This window comes from Idiomarina abyssalis (assembly GCF_900116625.1).
GTDB lineage: Bacteria > Pseudomonadota > Gammaproteobacteria > Enterobacterales > Alteromonadaceae > Idiomarina > Idiomarina abyssalis.
In genome coordinates, this window is the sequence record NZ_FPBE01000002.1 from 28613 (window position 1) to 43100 (window position 14488).

Consider the following 14488-nt stretch of genomic DNA (forward strand, 5'->3'; position numbering starts at 1 on the left):
TTTGTTAACAATTGGCTAACACTAAATGAGAAGGAAACAAAAGGCAACGGTATAATATGCCATGTATCATATATAGTTAGTGCCGAATAATACCCTTAATCCTTCATCACAACCTGATTTCTTCCGTCACGCTTACCTTCATAAAGTAGGTTATCGGCTCGGGTAATCAGCATATCCAAATCGTCTTCGGCCTTGGCAACAGCAACGCCAATGGTCACACTCAGCTCCAGATCATTTAATTCGTCAGTTGATGACAAGGCTTCTACATTTTGCTTAAGACGCTCGGCCACCGCCTTAGCGTCGGCAGGACTCGTATGAGGCAGCCCCACCACGAACTCTTCGCCACCAAAACGACCTATAATGTCGGTTGGCCGAAGTGAGTGCTGACAAACTTCGGCTATCTTCGTCAGAATGACATCACCACGGGTGTGGCCCCAAGTGTCGTTAATACGCTTGAAGTGGTCAACGTCAATCATAAACAAGCAGAACGGAGTATCTTCCAGTCGAGATCTTTGCAGCAAAGCTTCAGCTCGTTTCATAAAATGACTGCGGCTATCAACACCAGTGAGCGCATCATTCTCAGCGACCATGCGCAACTGCGCCTCTAATGACTTTCGGTGTTTTATTTCCTGCAGTAACTCGCGGTTTTGATCGCGCTCTTCGTTAAGCAAGGAGTACTGCTGACGCTGCAAACGCTCTAACCGCCGCAGCGCCGTGTACCCAACAATATTGGCCATGATAAGCAACAGACCCAACCGGATTGCGCCTGTGGGAGTTACTCCTGCGTACAACATACTCGCCGCTAAAAAAGTAATACTTAAGAACAGGCTAGCCAGCGCCGCAACCGTCAACAAATTTGGAATAAGCAGATAAAAAGCCATAATAGCGACCACCACTGCGGTGATCTGCGTAAGAAGGCTTTCCGGGCGCAAAGGAACAATCAGAATAATCCCCGTTGCCAGAATCCATAATGGTAACGCGTGCAACCAAGCTTTTTCAGCATAACCACCCCGGTGACCAATAACAAAGGCTAACACCAGGCAGGAGCCCACTACCGCAACGCGCATAGTTAGCAGCGAGTAATACTCTTGCGTTAGTCCCAGAAGGTTGTAATCGGTAATGCCGAACATGGCAAAAATAATAGCTACTAAAAGTAGCGCAAGGCGGGAGTCAGACCTAACATTAGATTCAATAGAATGGCGGTATTTTAACTCTTTACCGGCGTCAAGAAACTGACCGGTCAGCCAGTGAGTATCATTTTGCTTTTGTTGTTGTGACAAAGTTTTACCTGTTAAAACGGTTTTGATTCCAGACAATAAGCGTTAATTCTGACCTTTTCTCCACCGTTTTGCTGTATTTTTCTCACTCTTCCTCGCTGAGCTTCCTTTTTAAAGCCTTGAGGTTGGCGTTAAGCTCTTTAACTTCCAGTCGAGACTCCCGTGCTATATCTCGAATGTCCTTAACGCGCTTTGAAATAAGAAAAATAAATATTGGTACTAGTATCCATAACAAAGCAATAGCTAAGTAGGCCAGCCCACCTATAATACCGATGCCAGCGAAAAATGTATCTTCCATAGAGTTAGTCTCCTTTTACTGTACCTGTACGAACCATGTTCGCCGAACCTCGGTTTGATCTTTTTGTCACTTAAGCTCATTCCAAACAATGCTCCTGCAGATTCCGTTTTATCTGAGCTTATCATCAAACGAACAATACAACGCCTAGCTATTTTATATATTATAAAATAGCCTTTAAGCAACCCACAGTAATGAAGCAGCACCTTACACCTCAAACCCAAAAAACAACTTTATGTACTGAAAGAAGTCTGGGGTAGCGTAATCTAGCAACGGTTCGCGCTGTACCCACCTACCATTTAAGTAAATAGCTTTAACCTTAGCTGAAAGACCTAAGTCTTCAAAAATACGACGGTGGTGCAGAGTAAAATTGGCTGGTCGACCTTCTTTAATGCCCCAATCCACATCAAGAAAATCATAGGCGCTGTATGTAGATCCCAGAACAATATCCCAGGGAGACATGCCCATTTGTTGCAAAAAGTACATTTCGCGATGAAAACCTACGCCTTGAAATACCGCGAAGTTTCCTCCATCCGAGCCTACCAGTATAGTGACTCCAGCGGCATCTAAACGCTTAATCGCATCCTTCCGATTTACGAGAGCTCCATCTTCTTTTAACCCTGCAATCCAGTCAAAATACACTTTATTTTCTGCGGTTATCGGGTAGTCGTTCAACAGATCTTCCTCGACTAATGCGTCCGTCATTGTAACGGAAAGTACTGAGGCAGAGAGCTCATCGGAGCTTGAATCGTGCAAGTGCAGCAGCTCGTTTATAACACTAACTGTAGGAATAATGACGGTTCCCTGTTTCACCAGTAACTCGGGAATATCCTCAGGCATTGTGTGCCACGGTAAGTGGGTAACAGCATCAGCGCCTAACTCCGAGGCCGTACGAATATCACTCCAGGAACCTATATGCACTACCGATTTAATATTGAGACTCCTAGCTTCGTTCAAAAACGCCTCAAGCGTAGCCTCATCAACGGTGGGTTTACTGCCCGCGTTATCGAATACAATTTTCACGACATCAGGCTTAGTGGGGCTTAAATCACGCAACTCCAAAACCGCTTCATCAGGCGTACTGATCAATCGCGTTTCACCAAAGTCACAATGTCCGGTTGGCACGGTAAAACAGGGGCCAGCGGCAAATACATAGGCTTCGTCGCGCTCCTCTGGAAATTGCTGATCACGATACTCAAAAATATCTTCCTCATCACTATAGAGATCGAGCCAGCCGTGCACGCCTGCGTATAACATGGCGTTCGCAGTGCCGCGTATACCAATGTATTGATAGTCGCTACGATCCAGCGAAGAATTGCCCATGCTGTGGGAATGCATATCGATAAAAGCTGGCATTATCACTTGTCCCTTACCATCACGCACATTGGTATGTGACAAAGGCACCGAGCTATCGACAATTTGTTTGAATTTACCATCCACCACTTCAATATTAACAGGCGTTAATTCACGCGTTTCGAAGTCTGGTAAAAGCACATTGTTTATCACAAAGTCATTTGCCAGAGTCGGCGCTGTAATAGCAAGCGCTAGTAATAACCATAGCTTTTTCATATTATTCTCCGGTTATAGGTTTAGATGCTTTCTTAGCGCTACGGCGCCGCGTCTGCTGGTCGTAATGGTGTCGTTTACACCCTCGAAACGAAGTAAAAGCGCTCCGTTTTGCCACTTTTCTATTTGATGAATATGTTGGGTATTTACGATGCGGTTACGGTGCACCCGCAAAAAGGAAGATGGCAACTGGCTCAACAAGCATTCCAGACTGCCATCCAAATGGTGTTCGCGCTCAAGGCATTGCGCTACCACCAAGCCCTGTGAAGCTTTTAAAAACCGAATATCGAATGAGTTCAGCATCCGTATTTTATCGCCGACTTTCGCGGTGAGTTGCACTGTGGCGGGCTCTGCAACCTGAGGCTCTGGTAACACCACGCGCTTTAAAGCATGACGCAGTCGCGGCAAGTCAAAAGGTTTCAGTAAATAATCTAATGCCTGTTTCTCGAATGCCTTCACGGCATATTGGCTATAAGCCGTGGTAAATATCACATGGCACGGGTGCTTTATTGCTTTCAGAACGTCAAAACCTGACAACTCACCCAGCTCAATATCTAACAGAACCAAATCTGGTTTGAGCGAGTTAATGTCTTGTATTGCCTGAGGCGCATCGGCGCATTCAGAAACGACCTCAACGCCTTCCACTTGTGCAAGCTGCGTGTTTAACTTCGAGCGCGCGGGCGCTTCGTCTTCAACGATAACTACACGCAAGCGTGGATCGGTAAGGTAATTTCGCACACCGCACCTCCTTGCTCTGACGTATCGTTATAAAGCGACAGCTCACCACCTGTAATATCAACACGTTGCTTTACAATATTGAGACCCTTACCAGCTCTAGATTGCTCATCCAACGACTGCTCAGAAAAACCTTTACCGTTGTCTTTTACTTTGAATATCAACTTGCCCTGCTCCACTTGCACGCTAATGATCAACTCAATAGGTCGGCACTTCACGTGCTTCATAACGTTCTCAATCAGCGGCTGCAGTAACAGCGGCGGCACCTTCAAGCGTCGCCTGTCGACGGAAGATGCAATTTGCCAACTAATGTTTAAGTTATCGGTGAACCTCGCTTTCTCAACCGTTAGATAGGTTTCGCAAACAGCAAGCTCCTGCTCCAGAGACACCCACTCATTTTGCTGATCAACGGAGTAGCGCAGTATGTCGGCTAGCTTGTGCAGTACATCGTCAGCTTTGTCGGGTGATGAATGAATTAGCGCCGAAATGGTATTCAAGGAATTGAACAGAAAGTGTGGATTTAAACGGCTGGTCAAATCAGCCAGTTGCGCTTCTTTTCGCAGCTTTTGTTCGTTAACAAAGCGTTGGTACAGAAGATACATATGCGTCATCGAAAAGATAAACACGCCCCACAGGAATGCCGATAGAATCTGCTCCTTTACCGGAAACTGATACTGCGGAAACGCCAGCGAATGCAGTCTACTGACAATATTGGCACCAGCGAACATCATCAGAACGTACAACGCGCCCTGCCCCACCACATGTAAGCGAGCAACACGCCTGCTCTTCTGAACCCAGTAGAACAGCCAAAACGGGCCGAGGTAAAAGAAGAGCAGCCAAATTGGCAGGCTGATTGCAATAAGGTGTAAGTGTTCGCTATCAAACTCTATCCACTCTAACCCTGCTGGTATCAGGTAGAGAATAACCAGCAACGCCGATATCGATAACTTTTCTTTTTTATTGAAGCTCATACGTCAGTGCCGTTAGGAAACTGGCTGCTAAGCTAGCCCAGCCTGCCGATAGATACAAATAGGGAATGCGTGAACGGTAGAAATTTAGGTCTGAGCGGCAAATAGTTCATTCATGGGAATGCAAACACGTTAACCAAAACGCCGTTCGGGTCAGCTACCATGAAGCGCCGCATACCAAAGCTTTCATCTCGCAATTCCAGTTCAATAGAGAAGCCGCGCCTTTTTACCTCAGAATAGGCTGTATCAACGTTTTCAACCTGTGCTGAAATAATCACTCCCTGTGCCGATTGCTGATAAGCCTCCGGCGTAAACTCGTGATCGCGCCGTATAATGCCGACTTGCAACTGGGGATTCGTTTGTGACGCCATTTGGGTGTACCACCCCTGATGTTCAAAGCCAACGACGAAGCCAAGTAACTCCATGTAAAAACTTTTAGTTTCTTCCACGCGATCTGTACAAATATTTGGAAGAAGTCGCGTGACGACAATTTCGCTTTTTGCCTTTTGATGACTTTCCATGATTCCTCCTGCCATCATTTTCCGTATTACATACTAATCTTTTAATGCCTGAATAGATTTTTGAGTCTTGCTTAGGTTTTCAGCCAACGCATCGAGTAATTTTTGATACTCCGCCGACTTCTCACCCAGCTTCGTGCGCTTTACCACAGTTGCCAGTTCTTCATCTTCCTGAAGACACTTATCCAAAATGGCGTTTTTAGAATTCGCAAAGAAAAACTGAGTAAGTTCCCCTTCTATTTTGTGCAGGAGTTCTTTATCAGGGTCAGGTTTAGCCGGTAGCTCGCCTAAGTCTTTAACTACATTCTCAAATGGCTCAATATAGGAAGATCTCTCGTTGGCAATATCATTAAGCTTACTGGCGAGGTTATCATCCCCAACCACTTTCGCTATCTCCCGGTAGTAATCCGTTGTCTCAATGACTAACTTCAGAATTTCTATACTATCGGCCTGATTATCTGTGCGTAATATCGACATTTTAATCCTTGTTTACGTTAGGCAGTGGCATATCACCTACAACAGCTTCAATAGCCTTAGGCATTACCTCGAAATTGGCCGGTGTATCGGTTTTAAACTCACCGTCAGCCTGAATGTGCTTAGCCCTGGAGGTTTTAATGCTAATTTTTCGGGCCTTTTTACAGACAACCCGTTCTGCCTTTTGCAAATTGCCGTTACGAAAATTGACTCCCAGTAATAACAACCGCCACCACCGTATTGGTTTCAAACAAAATAAGTTCAGTTGTCCATCCAGCAGTGTAGAGTCATCATCGACAACGTTCCCGCCACCGTAGTAACGACCATTACCTACCGCCAGGTGAATTGCCTTTACAGACTCCTTCCAACCGTCAGCTTCTATTTGAACTTTAAAACTCTTGTTGCGCTTCATGACGCTGGTAAATGCGCCCAAATACGCAAACACGCCAAAGTATTTCTTCATTTCTGACGTCAGCTCGCGGGTTACCTCTACGCCTAAACCAACATGAGCAACATTCACAAAATAGCTATTATTCACCTTTGCCAAGTTTATGCGTTCTCGCTTGTCATTAACAATAGCCTGAGCGGCTGCAACAACGTCATGCGAAATACCAAGCGAGCGCGCCAAGTCGTTAGCTGTTCCCATCGGTAAAATGGCCAAGGTTTGCTCGCTTTTATAGATTGACTCCAACGCCGAGCTGATGGTTCCATCGCCCCCGGCAACAATCACCACTCCCTTTTTCTCACGGTAATTTTCAATGCATGAGGCCATATGAGATGGACTTTCAGTGACGCAAACCTCAACCTCAATGCCGGAGTTTCTGAGCAAGTCGGTGGCTTGTGTTAACTCATCGGAATGACCATTACGGCTCTTCGGGTTGATAACTAACAACGCATGCTGCAATGCTTTACCTCTTCCTGTTATGCACTGCGTTAAATATAAGAGGTTTATTCCAAGGCTTCAAAGCACTGACGGAATATTTACGTTGGGGATTTGGGGGAGAGATCAATTTGAATTTATTTCGCCCTCAGCCATGAGCCAATTTAAGCCCCACAATACCCGCACAAATTAACCCTAAACTGACCAGTTTAAGAACGTCCGCCGACTCGCCGAACAAAAATATACCCATAACCGCTGTACCTACGGCACCAATGCCGACCCAAATGGCGTAAGCTGTGCCGACGGGTAAAGTTTTCAATGCCAAGCCTAACAAGACGAAGCTGCCGACAAGGGCAACGGTGGTGCCAACCGTAGGCCAAAGCTTGGTGAAGCCGTCGGTGTACTTAAGCCCAACCGCCCAAGCGACTTCCAAAAGACCGGCGATAAATAGTATGACCCAACTCATATAAACCTCTTCAGATTTTGGGGCCGTCCCCGAGTGAAAGTTGAGCGGTGAGGTCGTCCTCACTCCGAATCTCGGTTCGCTTGCGCCGGTAACTCATCAAAACTCGGAACATCACTCAAGTCAGCTGACCAGGCAGCGCAGTCAGCAACAAAGATTTTAGCCGTAGGCTTAACTGATATCGGCATATCGAGGCTACCGGCCGGCACCACAACACAATTAATAGACTCAGCGAATGTAGGAAGCGCTGAGCCGCAACACTGACAAAAGCTCTTCGTATGCAGCGAGCCGGGGTGTTGATAATAAGTTATGTCCGCCTCGCCTTTTAACCAAGCCAACCGCCCTGCTTTAGCAAACAAGTTAGCCGCATGAGCAGAGCCGGTGTCTTTTTGGCAGCGGCTACAATGACATAAATAAAATGCGTCAAAGTCACCATTAACCTCGTAGCCGACACGACCGCAAAGACACGAACCGTAATATTTATTCACCATGACATTACCTGTTAAATAAACCCGCCTATCAATTGGCTTGGTTAGCCACTGCGTCCAATACGACATCTTCAAGTTTTGAGAATAGCAAACAGGTTTAGCTGAGTTTTTCCATAACAAAGTTACGCAACTTCTTACCTCGAATTTCTATCGTTTGTTCCTTTGCGACCTCAAAGCCAAATTTCTCATAAAACGGACGAGCGGTAATGCTTACCTCAGAGTAAAACCGAGTAATTCCTTGTAACTCACCCACTCTCAGCACGTGCTCCATCAAATGACGCCCGATACCTTTCCCCTGATGCTCATGGTGACAAAAGAAATGATCAATTAACCCATCTTCCTGAAGGTCGGCATAACCAACAATTTCTCCGTCAATTTCAGCAACAAACGGAGAGATAGCATTCATCTTTCGCTCCCATACCTCAGGAGAAACGTCATCCGGCGCCCATGCTTCGACTTGCGTTTGTGTGTAGTCACGTGAGTTCACATTGCGAATGGTGTGATAAAAAATAGCCCATAAATCACGCGCATCTGATTCGTTATATTTTCTAATTTTTATCATGTTGGTGTTTGCCGTTCACTCTCAATCACTATCATGACAGAGATCTAAATAAGCAATGAGATACCCATATTCTTTATCCGTAAGCATCCCTTTTGTATGATGCTGCTTTGCTAGCTCATGGCTCCACGCTCTTCCTTCGGGAGGGGGCGGAATCGACAAATCCTTTTCGAGCAGAGCGGTATCTTCGACCGTGTTGCCTCTGGATACTGCCTCTTGAGCGCAATGCGCCAGAACATATTCAACCGCATACTTATCAACACTCGGCTGCCATGTGTATTCCGTTTCGCATGCAACCTTTCGTTCGCCCTCGGCGGTGAAATACTCCAAACGTCCGGATGTGCACGCCGATACGAATAAAGCTAACGCGAAAACAATACAGGTACTTTTAATGTTCACCGGTGTGGTTCCTGTTTATATAACGACCGCTTAAGCGCTTGTTATACGCTTCCTTCGGATTCTACGACCAAGATTCGTGCTTCTCCGCGAGGGTGCGCAACATGCTCAGTTCCAATAGACGCATAAAAAATATCTCCTGTTTCTAACATCGCTGATTGCTCAACCCCATTTTCTTTAAAAAGCATTTCGACAACGCCATCCAAAACAACAAATACTTCTTCGCCATCGTTTACATGCCATTTATATGGCTTATCAGTCCAATGCAAGCGCGTCGTAATTCCGTTCATATTTGCGATGCTTTTTGCACCCCAGGCGCGTTCAGATTTGAATTCTTTACTTCTAATTATTTTCACGATACTTCCAAATTATGAATAGTGTATAACGCCGCGTTCACCAGCTTGCCCGGTGCAACGCCTTGTTCTGCTCACCAAAGTGTAAATCTCGGTGACAGTTTGGACACAGAGCAACAGCATTAGCTACAGTGTCCTCTCCTCCGTCAGCAAGTCTAGTTTTGTGATGAACTTCCAAGTATGGACTTCCATCCTTTTTCCTTTTAAAAGGGGCGTCGGCCTTGCATCTCTCACATACCCCATTTGCGCGGGTAAGCACCTCTGCCACCACAAACGGATTACGCTCATATACTTGGACGAGTACGGGCTTGGTTCTTGGTAGCGCACTCGATTCAGAAATTCGCTTTTGCCGTTCATCCTTGGGCGTATTTATCGCTTTTTCAATCTCCTTATCGAAAGATTCATTCAAATTTTCAAGGCTGGATATGCCTTTCTCGATGGCAAGGTAAGATGAATGCAGATCACGAAGAGACTTAAGCGTAACGTTATTCCTTGCTTCGTAGTACTTAATGTGTTTCCACAACGCGTCGACCGGGTTAGTCAGAGCATTGGTTCCTCCATCGCTCATAAGACGAGCTAAGAAATAACTCATGTGAGCCACGCTCAGAGCACGTTTGAATTCTAGCCCTCTAACCATCTTTCCATAGACGGTTATCATAATTTTCGCGGAGTTAACGTTGACTCCATGTTCCGTATTCAGTTGGCGAGCGCCTTCAGTTTGAGATAACTCTCCTTCGAATACTCTCTTTGCTATTGCGAAAGCCTCTTCAGCAACTTCCATCCAATTCAACCTCAATAGAGCATAACGCTTGGCTTTGCGGCTAACCGGAGCGCAGCGTAGGTACGTCCGACAACCGCCTCTTGTTAAGCTTTTATCGCTCACTTGACCAAACTAATAGCTATCATCCGAAGCCTTTTGTCCACGAATTCATAGTGCACAGTGTAACGATCGGAAATTGACTTGATCCAGCGTTGGTAAAGCTCACTACATTCGGTGATATATTTAGCAACATTCGGTGTTTATTGTTCATTGACATAATTTTGAAGTTCTATAGGCCATGGGGATACTTCCCTCATTTGATTTTCAAAATGTGCGCTAACAGAGCGCCAAAGCAATAGGGCATCTTCACAAACACCAAACATCTTTCCCGGCACCCACTCAACTTCAACCCCTAAGTCCAAATCACTGTTATTGCGAGCTGTACCCTTCAGCCTTCTAGCAAAAAACCAACTCCGTTTAATCATTGGAACAGCCTCTGCTATTTCAATGATTTTTTCAGTACATCTGATATATCTTGTTCCATCCCAGCCCTCAATTGGTCATTGATTACAAATAGCCTTTACCATCACAGCGTGAGCAATTCCCCATGCCGCCAGTTCCTTTACAGACTGGACAAATATCTCCAGACCGACTTTTTGAGGTTTGTTTTTCAATACCTAATTTCTTTTCGTAATCATCAATCTTTGCCCAGCACCCTAGTAAGGCTTTCTTTAATCTTGCCAATTCCTCTTCTAATGGCATAACTCGTTTATTTATTTCCTGTTCTTGACTGTCGATTCGCTTTACAAGGCCATTTTTTATAGAGTGCTCATTTTCAAGGGAAGCTTCTAGAGAAGCACACTTTTCAATCAACTGATTTATGGCAATAACGTTGAACCAAATAATCTCTGACTTGCCCTGTGGGTCCTCTCCATTCTTAAATACATTTACAAAACGCTTCTCGTTAGGATTCTTAGGGCCTATAGAGCCATCATATAGGCCCGCAAGCTTGATACCCCATTTCTCAAGGAACTGCCGCCCTTCCTCGCTAAGGTAGGAGTCAAATTCTGATAGGTCTCGCATCAGGCACCTCTATGCATAGCGCTTTAAACAGCGGCGAACGTTAGTAAGTCCAGCAGCGATATCTGCGGACTGTTTTACTTTGTTTTGTGAAGTTGTACAAACTGCCTTATTCGAATACATAAACCGCAACGCCATTTAACCTAGTGTAAGTATCACCACGATTTACACTTGTCGCATTACCTGTTGCATGTGCGCTACCGCCACTACCTATTGCAGTGGCAGAGCCGTAACTAGTTGTAACGCTTGGTACATCTCGTTCGTCTATTCTTGTGAGTATCACGCCATTTGCGCCGACCTTTGCCGCTTCTTCTTTTAGCCGTTGAATTGCCTCGTTCACTAAAGTGCTACTCTTTTTAAAGTCATGCCCTGCACTTGCATAAACAATTGCGATCTCCTCAAAGCCTTCAGGAGCAGATCTATAAATATGCACACCATTAGGAGCTATAGCGGGACGAGCCTTACCGGTAACAACTGCATTACCGTCTATGACGGTACAACCGGGAATTGTTGTAATCGCGAACACAGCAATAATAAGGGTAAAAATCGTTTTCATATATCTCTTTCCTTATCGAGAGCTAGCCATATCGCACCTATGATCATTCCCATCTGCCTAACACGGTCACAAAGCATCCAATCAACATTAAACAAGTTAAAACTAAATTACAATAATATAAGCAATAGCTCATAGTGGTAACTTACACACCCTTACTAATCCGACATTTCCCTCAAACACATAACCCAGTAAAATCCCCTAATCATTCAACGTAGGCATTAACGAATCAGCGTATGAAAACTAATTTAATTACCCTTGGCGGTTATGAAAAGTTGCAGCAGGAACTCGAGCACCTCTGGCGGGTGGAGCGGCGCGAAACCGTGGAGAAGGTGTCGTGGGCAGCGAGCCTCGGCGACAGGTCAGAGAACGCGGATTATAAATACAACAAGCAGAAGTTGCGTAAAATTGATGGTCGTATTCGCTATTTAACCAAGCGTCTGGAGCAGGTGAAGGTTGTGTATTATTCGCCGCAACAGGACGGTAAGGTGTTTTTTGGTGCCTGGGTGGAAATTGAGGACGAAGACGAGAACATTCGGGCGTTTCAAATTGTCGGCCCGGATGAGATTTATGACCGCAAAGACGCGGTGTCTATTGATTCCCCCATGGCGCGCGCTCTGCTGAAAAAGCAGGTGGACGATGAGGCGGAGGTAAACACGCCACAGGGTACTAAGACCTGGTTCATTAATAAGATAAGTTACCAACAGCCCGCGTAGTCAATTCGTGATAGTATTCGTCCCCATTATTTGTCGTAACGTTTTAAAACCAAGAGATGTACTATGAGCCAGATACCGCAATTACTTGCTAATGAACTGAAGGTCGACGAGCGTCAGATTGCCGCTGTTATCCAGTTGCTGGACGAAGGCTCGACGGTGCCTTTTATTGCCCGTTACCGTAAAGAGGTAACCGGCGGTTTAGACGACACGCAATTACGTCAGCTGCATCAGCGCCTGAACTACCTGCGCGAGCTGGACGACCGCCGTCAGGTGATACTGAAATCAATTGACGAGCAAGGCAAATTAACTGACGAACTGGCTCAGAGTATCAAAACTGCCGATTCGAAAACCGAGCTGGAAGATTTATACCTGCCCTACAAACCTAAGCGCCGCACTAAAGGCCAAATTGCTATTGAAGCGGGCATTGAGCCGCTGGCGGATTTACTGTGGAAAGACCCAACGCAGAACCCGGAACAAGCGGCCGCTGACTACGTTGACGCTGACAAGGGTTTTGCTGACACCAAAGCGGTGTTAGACGGTGCCCGTGCCATTTTAATGGAGCGCTTTGCCGAGCAGGCGGAGTTGTTGAAGCGTTTGCGCTCGCACTTGTGGCAGAACGCGCACTTAACCAGCACCGTTGCGCCGGGTAAAGAGAAAGAAGGCGCTAAATTCCGCGACTACTTTGAGTTTTCTGAATTGTTTAAAACCATTCCCTCGCACCGCACGTTGGCGTTGCTGCGCGGTCGTAATGAAGGCTTTTTGCAGCTTTCTATGGACGCGGACCCGGGCAGTGAAGACAAAACCTCCGGCTCGCACTGCGAAGTGATGATTGCCGACTTCCTGAACTTTGAGCACAAAGGTCGCGCTGCCGATGACTGGCTGCGTCAGGTTATTCAGTGGACATGGCGGGTGAAGCTGTCGCTGCACATGGAAACCGAGCTTATGGCTCGTGTGCGTGAGCGCGCCGAGGAAGCCGCCATTCAGGTATTTGCCAGCAATTTAAAAGACTTGCTGATGGCGGCGCCAGCCGGTGCAAAAACGACCATGGGGTTAGACCCGGGCGTTCGTACCGGTGTTAAGGTTGCGGTGGTCGACGAAACCGGTAAAGCGGTTGCCACTAACACGGTCTTCCCGTTCCAACCGCAGAATCAAATGGACAAAGCCATGCGTACGCTGGCGACCTTGTGCAAGCAGTACAAGGTTGAGCTTATCAGCATTGGTAACGGCACTCACTCGCGCGAGACCGACAAAATGGTCGGCGACATGCTGAAACAGCACAGCGACATTAAAGCCACAAAGGTTATAGTGAACGAGGCTGGTGCGTCGGTTTACTCAGCGTCTGAGCAGGCGGCGCAGGAATTTCCGGATATGGATGTATCACTGCGTGGCGCGGTGTCTATCGCCCGCCGCCTGCAGGATCCATTGGCCGAGCTGGTTAAAATTGAACCTAAGTCTATTGGTGTGGGTCAGTATCAGCACGACGTTAGCCAGTCACAACTGGCTCATAGCCTGGATGCAGTGGTTGAGGACTGTGTAAACGCAGTGGGTGTGGACGCCAACATGGCTTCTGCGGCCTTGCTTCAGCGCGTTTCGGGTTTGTCGAAAACACTGGCGAAAAACATTGTCGATTACCGAGACGCCAACGGTGCCTTTGCTAACCGTAAACAGTTACTTGATGTACCACGCATGGGACCAAAAGCCTTTGAACAGGCGGCGGGTTTCCTGCGTATTAACAATGGCGAACAGCCGTTAGATGCCTCATCAGTGCACCCGGAAGCCTATTCGGTAGTAGAACGCATGGCGAAGGCAAATGACTTGCCGGTGCAGGAGCTTATTGGCAATCATTCATTGGTTAAAAGCCTGAACGCTGCCGACTACACCGACGAGCGCTTTGGTCTACCAACGGTCACCGACATTTTGTCTGAGCTTGAAAAGCCAGGCCGTGACCCACGCCCTGAATTCAAAACCGCGGAATTCAAAGAAGGTGTTGAGAAAGTCAGCGATCTGAAACCCGGTATGCAATTAGAGGGTGTTGTGACCAACGTGGCTAACTTTGGTGCCTTTGTCGATGTTGGCGTGCATCAAGACGGTTTGGTTCACATTTCAGCACTGGCCGACAAGTTTGTCAGCGACCCGCGTGAAGTGGTGAAGGCCGGCGATATTGTGAAAGTAAAAGTGCTGGAAGTAGATATTGAGCGTAAGCGTATTGGTTTAACCATGCGTTTAAGCGATGAAGCGCCAGCCAGCACCTCAGCTGACAAGCCTAAAACGAAAGCCGGTAACGGGCCTAAGAAAAAACCTTCGGGGAACGGTGGTCGTGCGCCGCAACCGCAAAACTCAGCTATGGGCAGCGCATTGGCAGATGCCTTTGCAAAAGCGAAGAAAAATTAAAACGGGATAGAGAGGC

At 46.7% G+C, this 14488-nt stretch carries 19 protein-coding genes; 2 read left to right on the forward strand and 17 right to left on the reverse strand.

The window, feature by feature from the left end:
• Positions 1-95: 95 nt before the first annotated feature.
• The 17 genes from BM359_RS05620 to BM359_RS05700 form a co-directional block, all read right to left on the reverse strand.
• A complete protein-coding gene (locus BM359_RS05620; protein ID WP_054490976.1) occupies positions 96-1280 on the reverse strand; it encodes a GGDEF domain-containing protein in 1185 nt (394 codons plus the stop codon).
• Between the two features lie 82 nt (positions 1281-1362).
• Positions 1363-1575, reverse strand: a complete 213-nt coding sequence (locus BM359_RS05625) for a hypothetical protein (protein ID WP_054490748.1) — start codon at positions 1573-1575, stop codon at positions 1363-1365.
• A 204-nt stretch (positions 1576-1779) separates the two neighbouring features.
• Entirely contained in the window at positions 1780-3141 is a 1362-nt protein-coding gene (locus BM359_RS05630) for an amidohydrolase family protein (protein WP_054490750.1), read from the reverse strand.
• A gap of 12 nt (positions 3142-3153) precedes the next feature.
• Positions 3154-3876 (reverse strand): LytR/AlgR family response regulator transcription factor, encoded by a 723-nt coding sequence (locus BM359_RS05635; protein WP_054490752.1) that lies wholly within the window; start codon positions 3874-3876, stop codon positions 3154-3156.
• The gene (locus tag BM359_RS05640) at positions 3840-4844 is read right to left on the reverse strand and encodes a sensor histidine kinase (protein WP_054490754.1); all 1005 of its coding nucleotides are present in this window, start codon (positions 4842-4844) and stop codon (positions 3840-3842) included. Before BM359_RS05640 ends, BM359_RS05635 begins: the two co-directional genes overlap by 37 nt.
• Positions 4845-4954: 110 nt before the next feature.
• On the reverse strand, positions 4955-5362 hold the full coding sequence (locus BM359_RS05645) for a VOC family protein (protein WP_054490757.1): 408 nt from the start codon (positions 5360-5362) through the stop codon (positions 4955-4957).
• 33 nt (positions 5363-5395) lie between these two features.
• Positions 5396-5836 (reverse strand): ferritin family protein, encoded by a 441-nt coding sequence (locus BM359_RS05650; protein WP_054490759.1) that lies wholly within the window; start codon positions 5834-5836, stop codon positions 5396-5398.
• Position 5837: 1 nt separating this feature from the next.
• Positions 5838-6737, reverse strand: coding sequence for a lipid kinase (locus tag BM359_RS05655; RefSeq protein WP_054490761.1), 900 nt, complete (start codon positions 6735-6737; stop codon positions 5838-5840).
• A 124-nt stretch (positions 6738-6861) separates the two neighbouring features.
• Positions 6862-7179: a quaternary ammonium compound efflux SMR transporter SugE gene (gene sugE, locus BM359_RS05660; RefSeq protein WP_054490762.1), complete on the reverse strand. Its 318-nt coding sequence runs from the start codon at positions 7177-7179 to the stop codon at positions 6862-6864.
• Between the two features lie 59 nt (positions 7180-7238).
• Entirely contained in the window at positions 7239-7667 is a 429-nt protein-coding gene (locus BM359_RS05665; protein ID WP_054490764.1) for a GFA family protein, read from the reverse strand.
• A gap of 94 nt (positions 7668-7761) precedes the next feature.
• A complete protein-coding gene (locus BM359_RS05670) occupies positions 7762-8226 on the reverse strand; it encodes a GNAT family N-acetyltransferase (protein WP_054490766.1) in 465 nt (154 codons plus the stop codon).
• Between the two features lie 21 nt (positions 8227-8247).
• The gene (locus BM359_RS05675) at positions 8248-8622 is read right to left on the reverse strand and encodes a hypothetical protein (RefSeq protein WP_054490768.1); all 375 of its coding nucleotides are present in this window, start codon (positions 8620-8622) and stop codon (positions 8248-8250) included.
• Positions 8623-8663: 41 nt separating this feature from the next.
• Complete coding sequence (locus tag BM359_RS05680; RefSeq protein ID WP_054490770.1) at positions 8664-8975, reverse strand: cupin domain-containing protein; 312 nt, start codon at positions 8973-8975, stop codon at positions 8664-8666.
• 37 nt (positions 8976-9012) lie between these two features.
• Positions 9013-9753, reverse strand: a complete 741-nt coding sequence (locus BM359_RS05685) for an HNH endonuclease (RefSeq protein ID WP_054490772.1) — start codon at positions 9751-9753, stop codon at positions 9013-9015.
• Between the two features lie 239 nt (positions 9754-9992).
• Positions 9993-10217 carry a hypothetical protein gene (locus tag BM359_RS05690; RefSeq protein WP_054490774.1) on the reverse strand — a complete coding sequence of 75 codons (225 nt, stop codon included), beginning with the start codon at positions 10215-10217 and terminating at the stop codon, positions 9993-9995.
• 82 nt (positions 10218-10299) lie between these two features.
• The gene (gene maoP / locus BM359_RS05695; protein ID WP_054490777.1) at positions 10300-10815 is read right to left on the reverse strand and encodes a DUF413 domain-containing protein; all 516 of its coding nucleotides are present in this window, start codon (positions 10813-10815) and stop codon (positions 10300-10302) included.
• A gap of 106 nt (positions 10816-10921) precedes the next feature.
• On the reverse strand, positions 10922-11368 hold the full coding sequence (locus BM359_RS05700; protein ID WP_054490779.1) for a heavy metal-binding domain-containing protein: 447 nt from the start codon (positions 11366-11368) through the stop codon (positions 10922-10924).
• 233 nt (positions 11369-11601) lie between these two features.
• Here BM359_RS05700 and greB point away from each other — a divergent pair, with 233 nt between their 5' ends.
• Positions 11602-12081: a transcription elongation factor GreB gene (greB, locus tag BM359_RS05705; RefSeq protein WP_054490781.1), complete on the forward strand. Its 480-nt coding sequence runs from the start codon at positions 11602-11604 to the stop codon at positions 12079-12081.
• Between the two features lie 63 nt (positions 12082-12144).
• Entirely contained in the window at positions 12145-14472 is a 2328-nt protein-coding gene (locus tag BM359_RS05710) for a Tex family protein (RefSeq protein ID WP_054490783.1), read from the forward strand.
• The last annotated feature ends 16 nt before the right edge of the window (positions 14473-14488 follow it).

Coding starts and splice junctions, on each gene's coding strand:
- BM359_RS05630 (WP_054490750.1), bottom strand. CDS start 3,141: ATGAAAAAGCTATGGTTATTACTAGCGCTTGCTATTACAGCGCCGACT.
- maoP (WP_054490777.1), bottom strand. CDS start 10,815: ATGCGAGACCTATCAGAATTTGACTCCTACCTTAGCGAGGAAGGGCGG.
- BM359_RS05690 (WP_054490774.1), bottom strand. CDS start 10,217: ATGATTAAACGGAGTTGGTTTTTTGCTAGAAGGCTGAAGGGTACAGCT.
- BM359_RS05625 (WP_054490748.1), bottom strand. CDS start 1,575: ATGGAAGATACATTTTTCGCTGGCATCGGTATTATAGGTGGGCTGGCC.
- BM359_RS05700 (WP_054490779.1), bottom strand. CDS start 11,368: ATGAAAACGATTTTTACCCTTATTATTGCTGTGTTCGCGATTACAACA.
- BM359_RS05665 (WP_054490764.1), bottom strand. CDS start 7,667: ATGGTGAATAAATATTACGGTTCGTGTCTTTGCGGTCGTGTCGGCTAC.
- BM359_RS05710 (WP_054490783.1), top strand. CDS start 12,145: ATGAGCCAGATACCGCAATTACTTGCTAATGAACTGAAGGTCGACGAG.
- greB (WP_054490781.1), top strand. CDS start 11,602: ATGAAAACTAATTTAATTACCCTTGGCGGTTATGAAAAGTTGCAGCAG.
- BM359_RS05670 (WP_054490766.1), bottom strand. CDS start 8,226: ATGATAAAAATTAGAAAATATAACGAATCAGATGCGCGTGATTTATGG.
- sugE (WP_054490762.1), bottom strand. CDS start 7,179: ATGAGTTGGGTCATACTATTTATCGCCGGTCTTTTGGAAGTCGCTTGG.
- BM359_RS05685 (WP_054490772.1), bottom strand. CDS start 9,753: ATGGAAGTTGCTGAAGAGGCTTTCGCAATAGCAAAGAGAGTATTCGAA.
- BM359_RS05645 (WP_054490757.1), bottom strand. CDS start 5,362: ATGGAAAGTCATCAAAAGGCAAAAAGCGAAATTGTCGTCACGCGACTT.
- BM359_RS05640 (WP_054490754.1), bottom strand. CDS start 4,844: ATGAGCTTCAATAAAAAAGAAAAGTTATCGATATCGGCGTTGCTGGTT.
- BM359_RS05650 (WP_054490759.1), bottom strand. CDS start 5,836: ATGTCGATATTACGCACAGATAATCAGGCCGATAGTATAGAAATTCTG.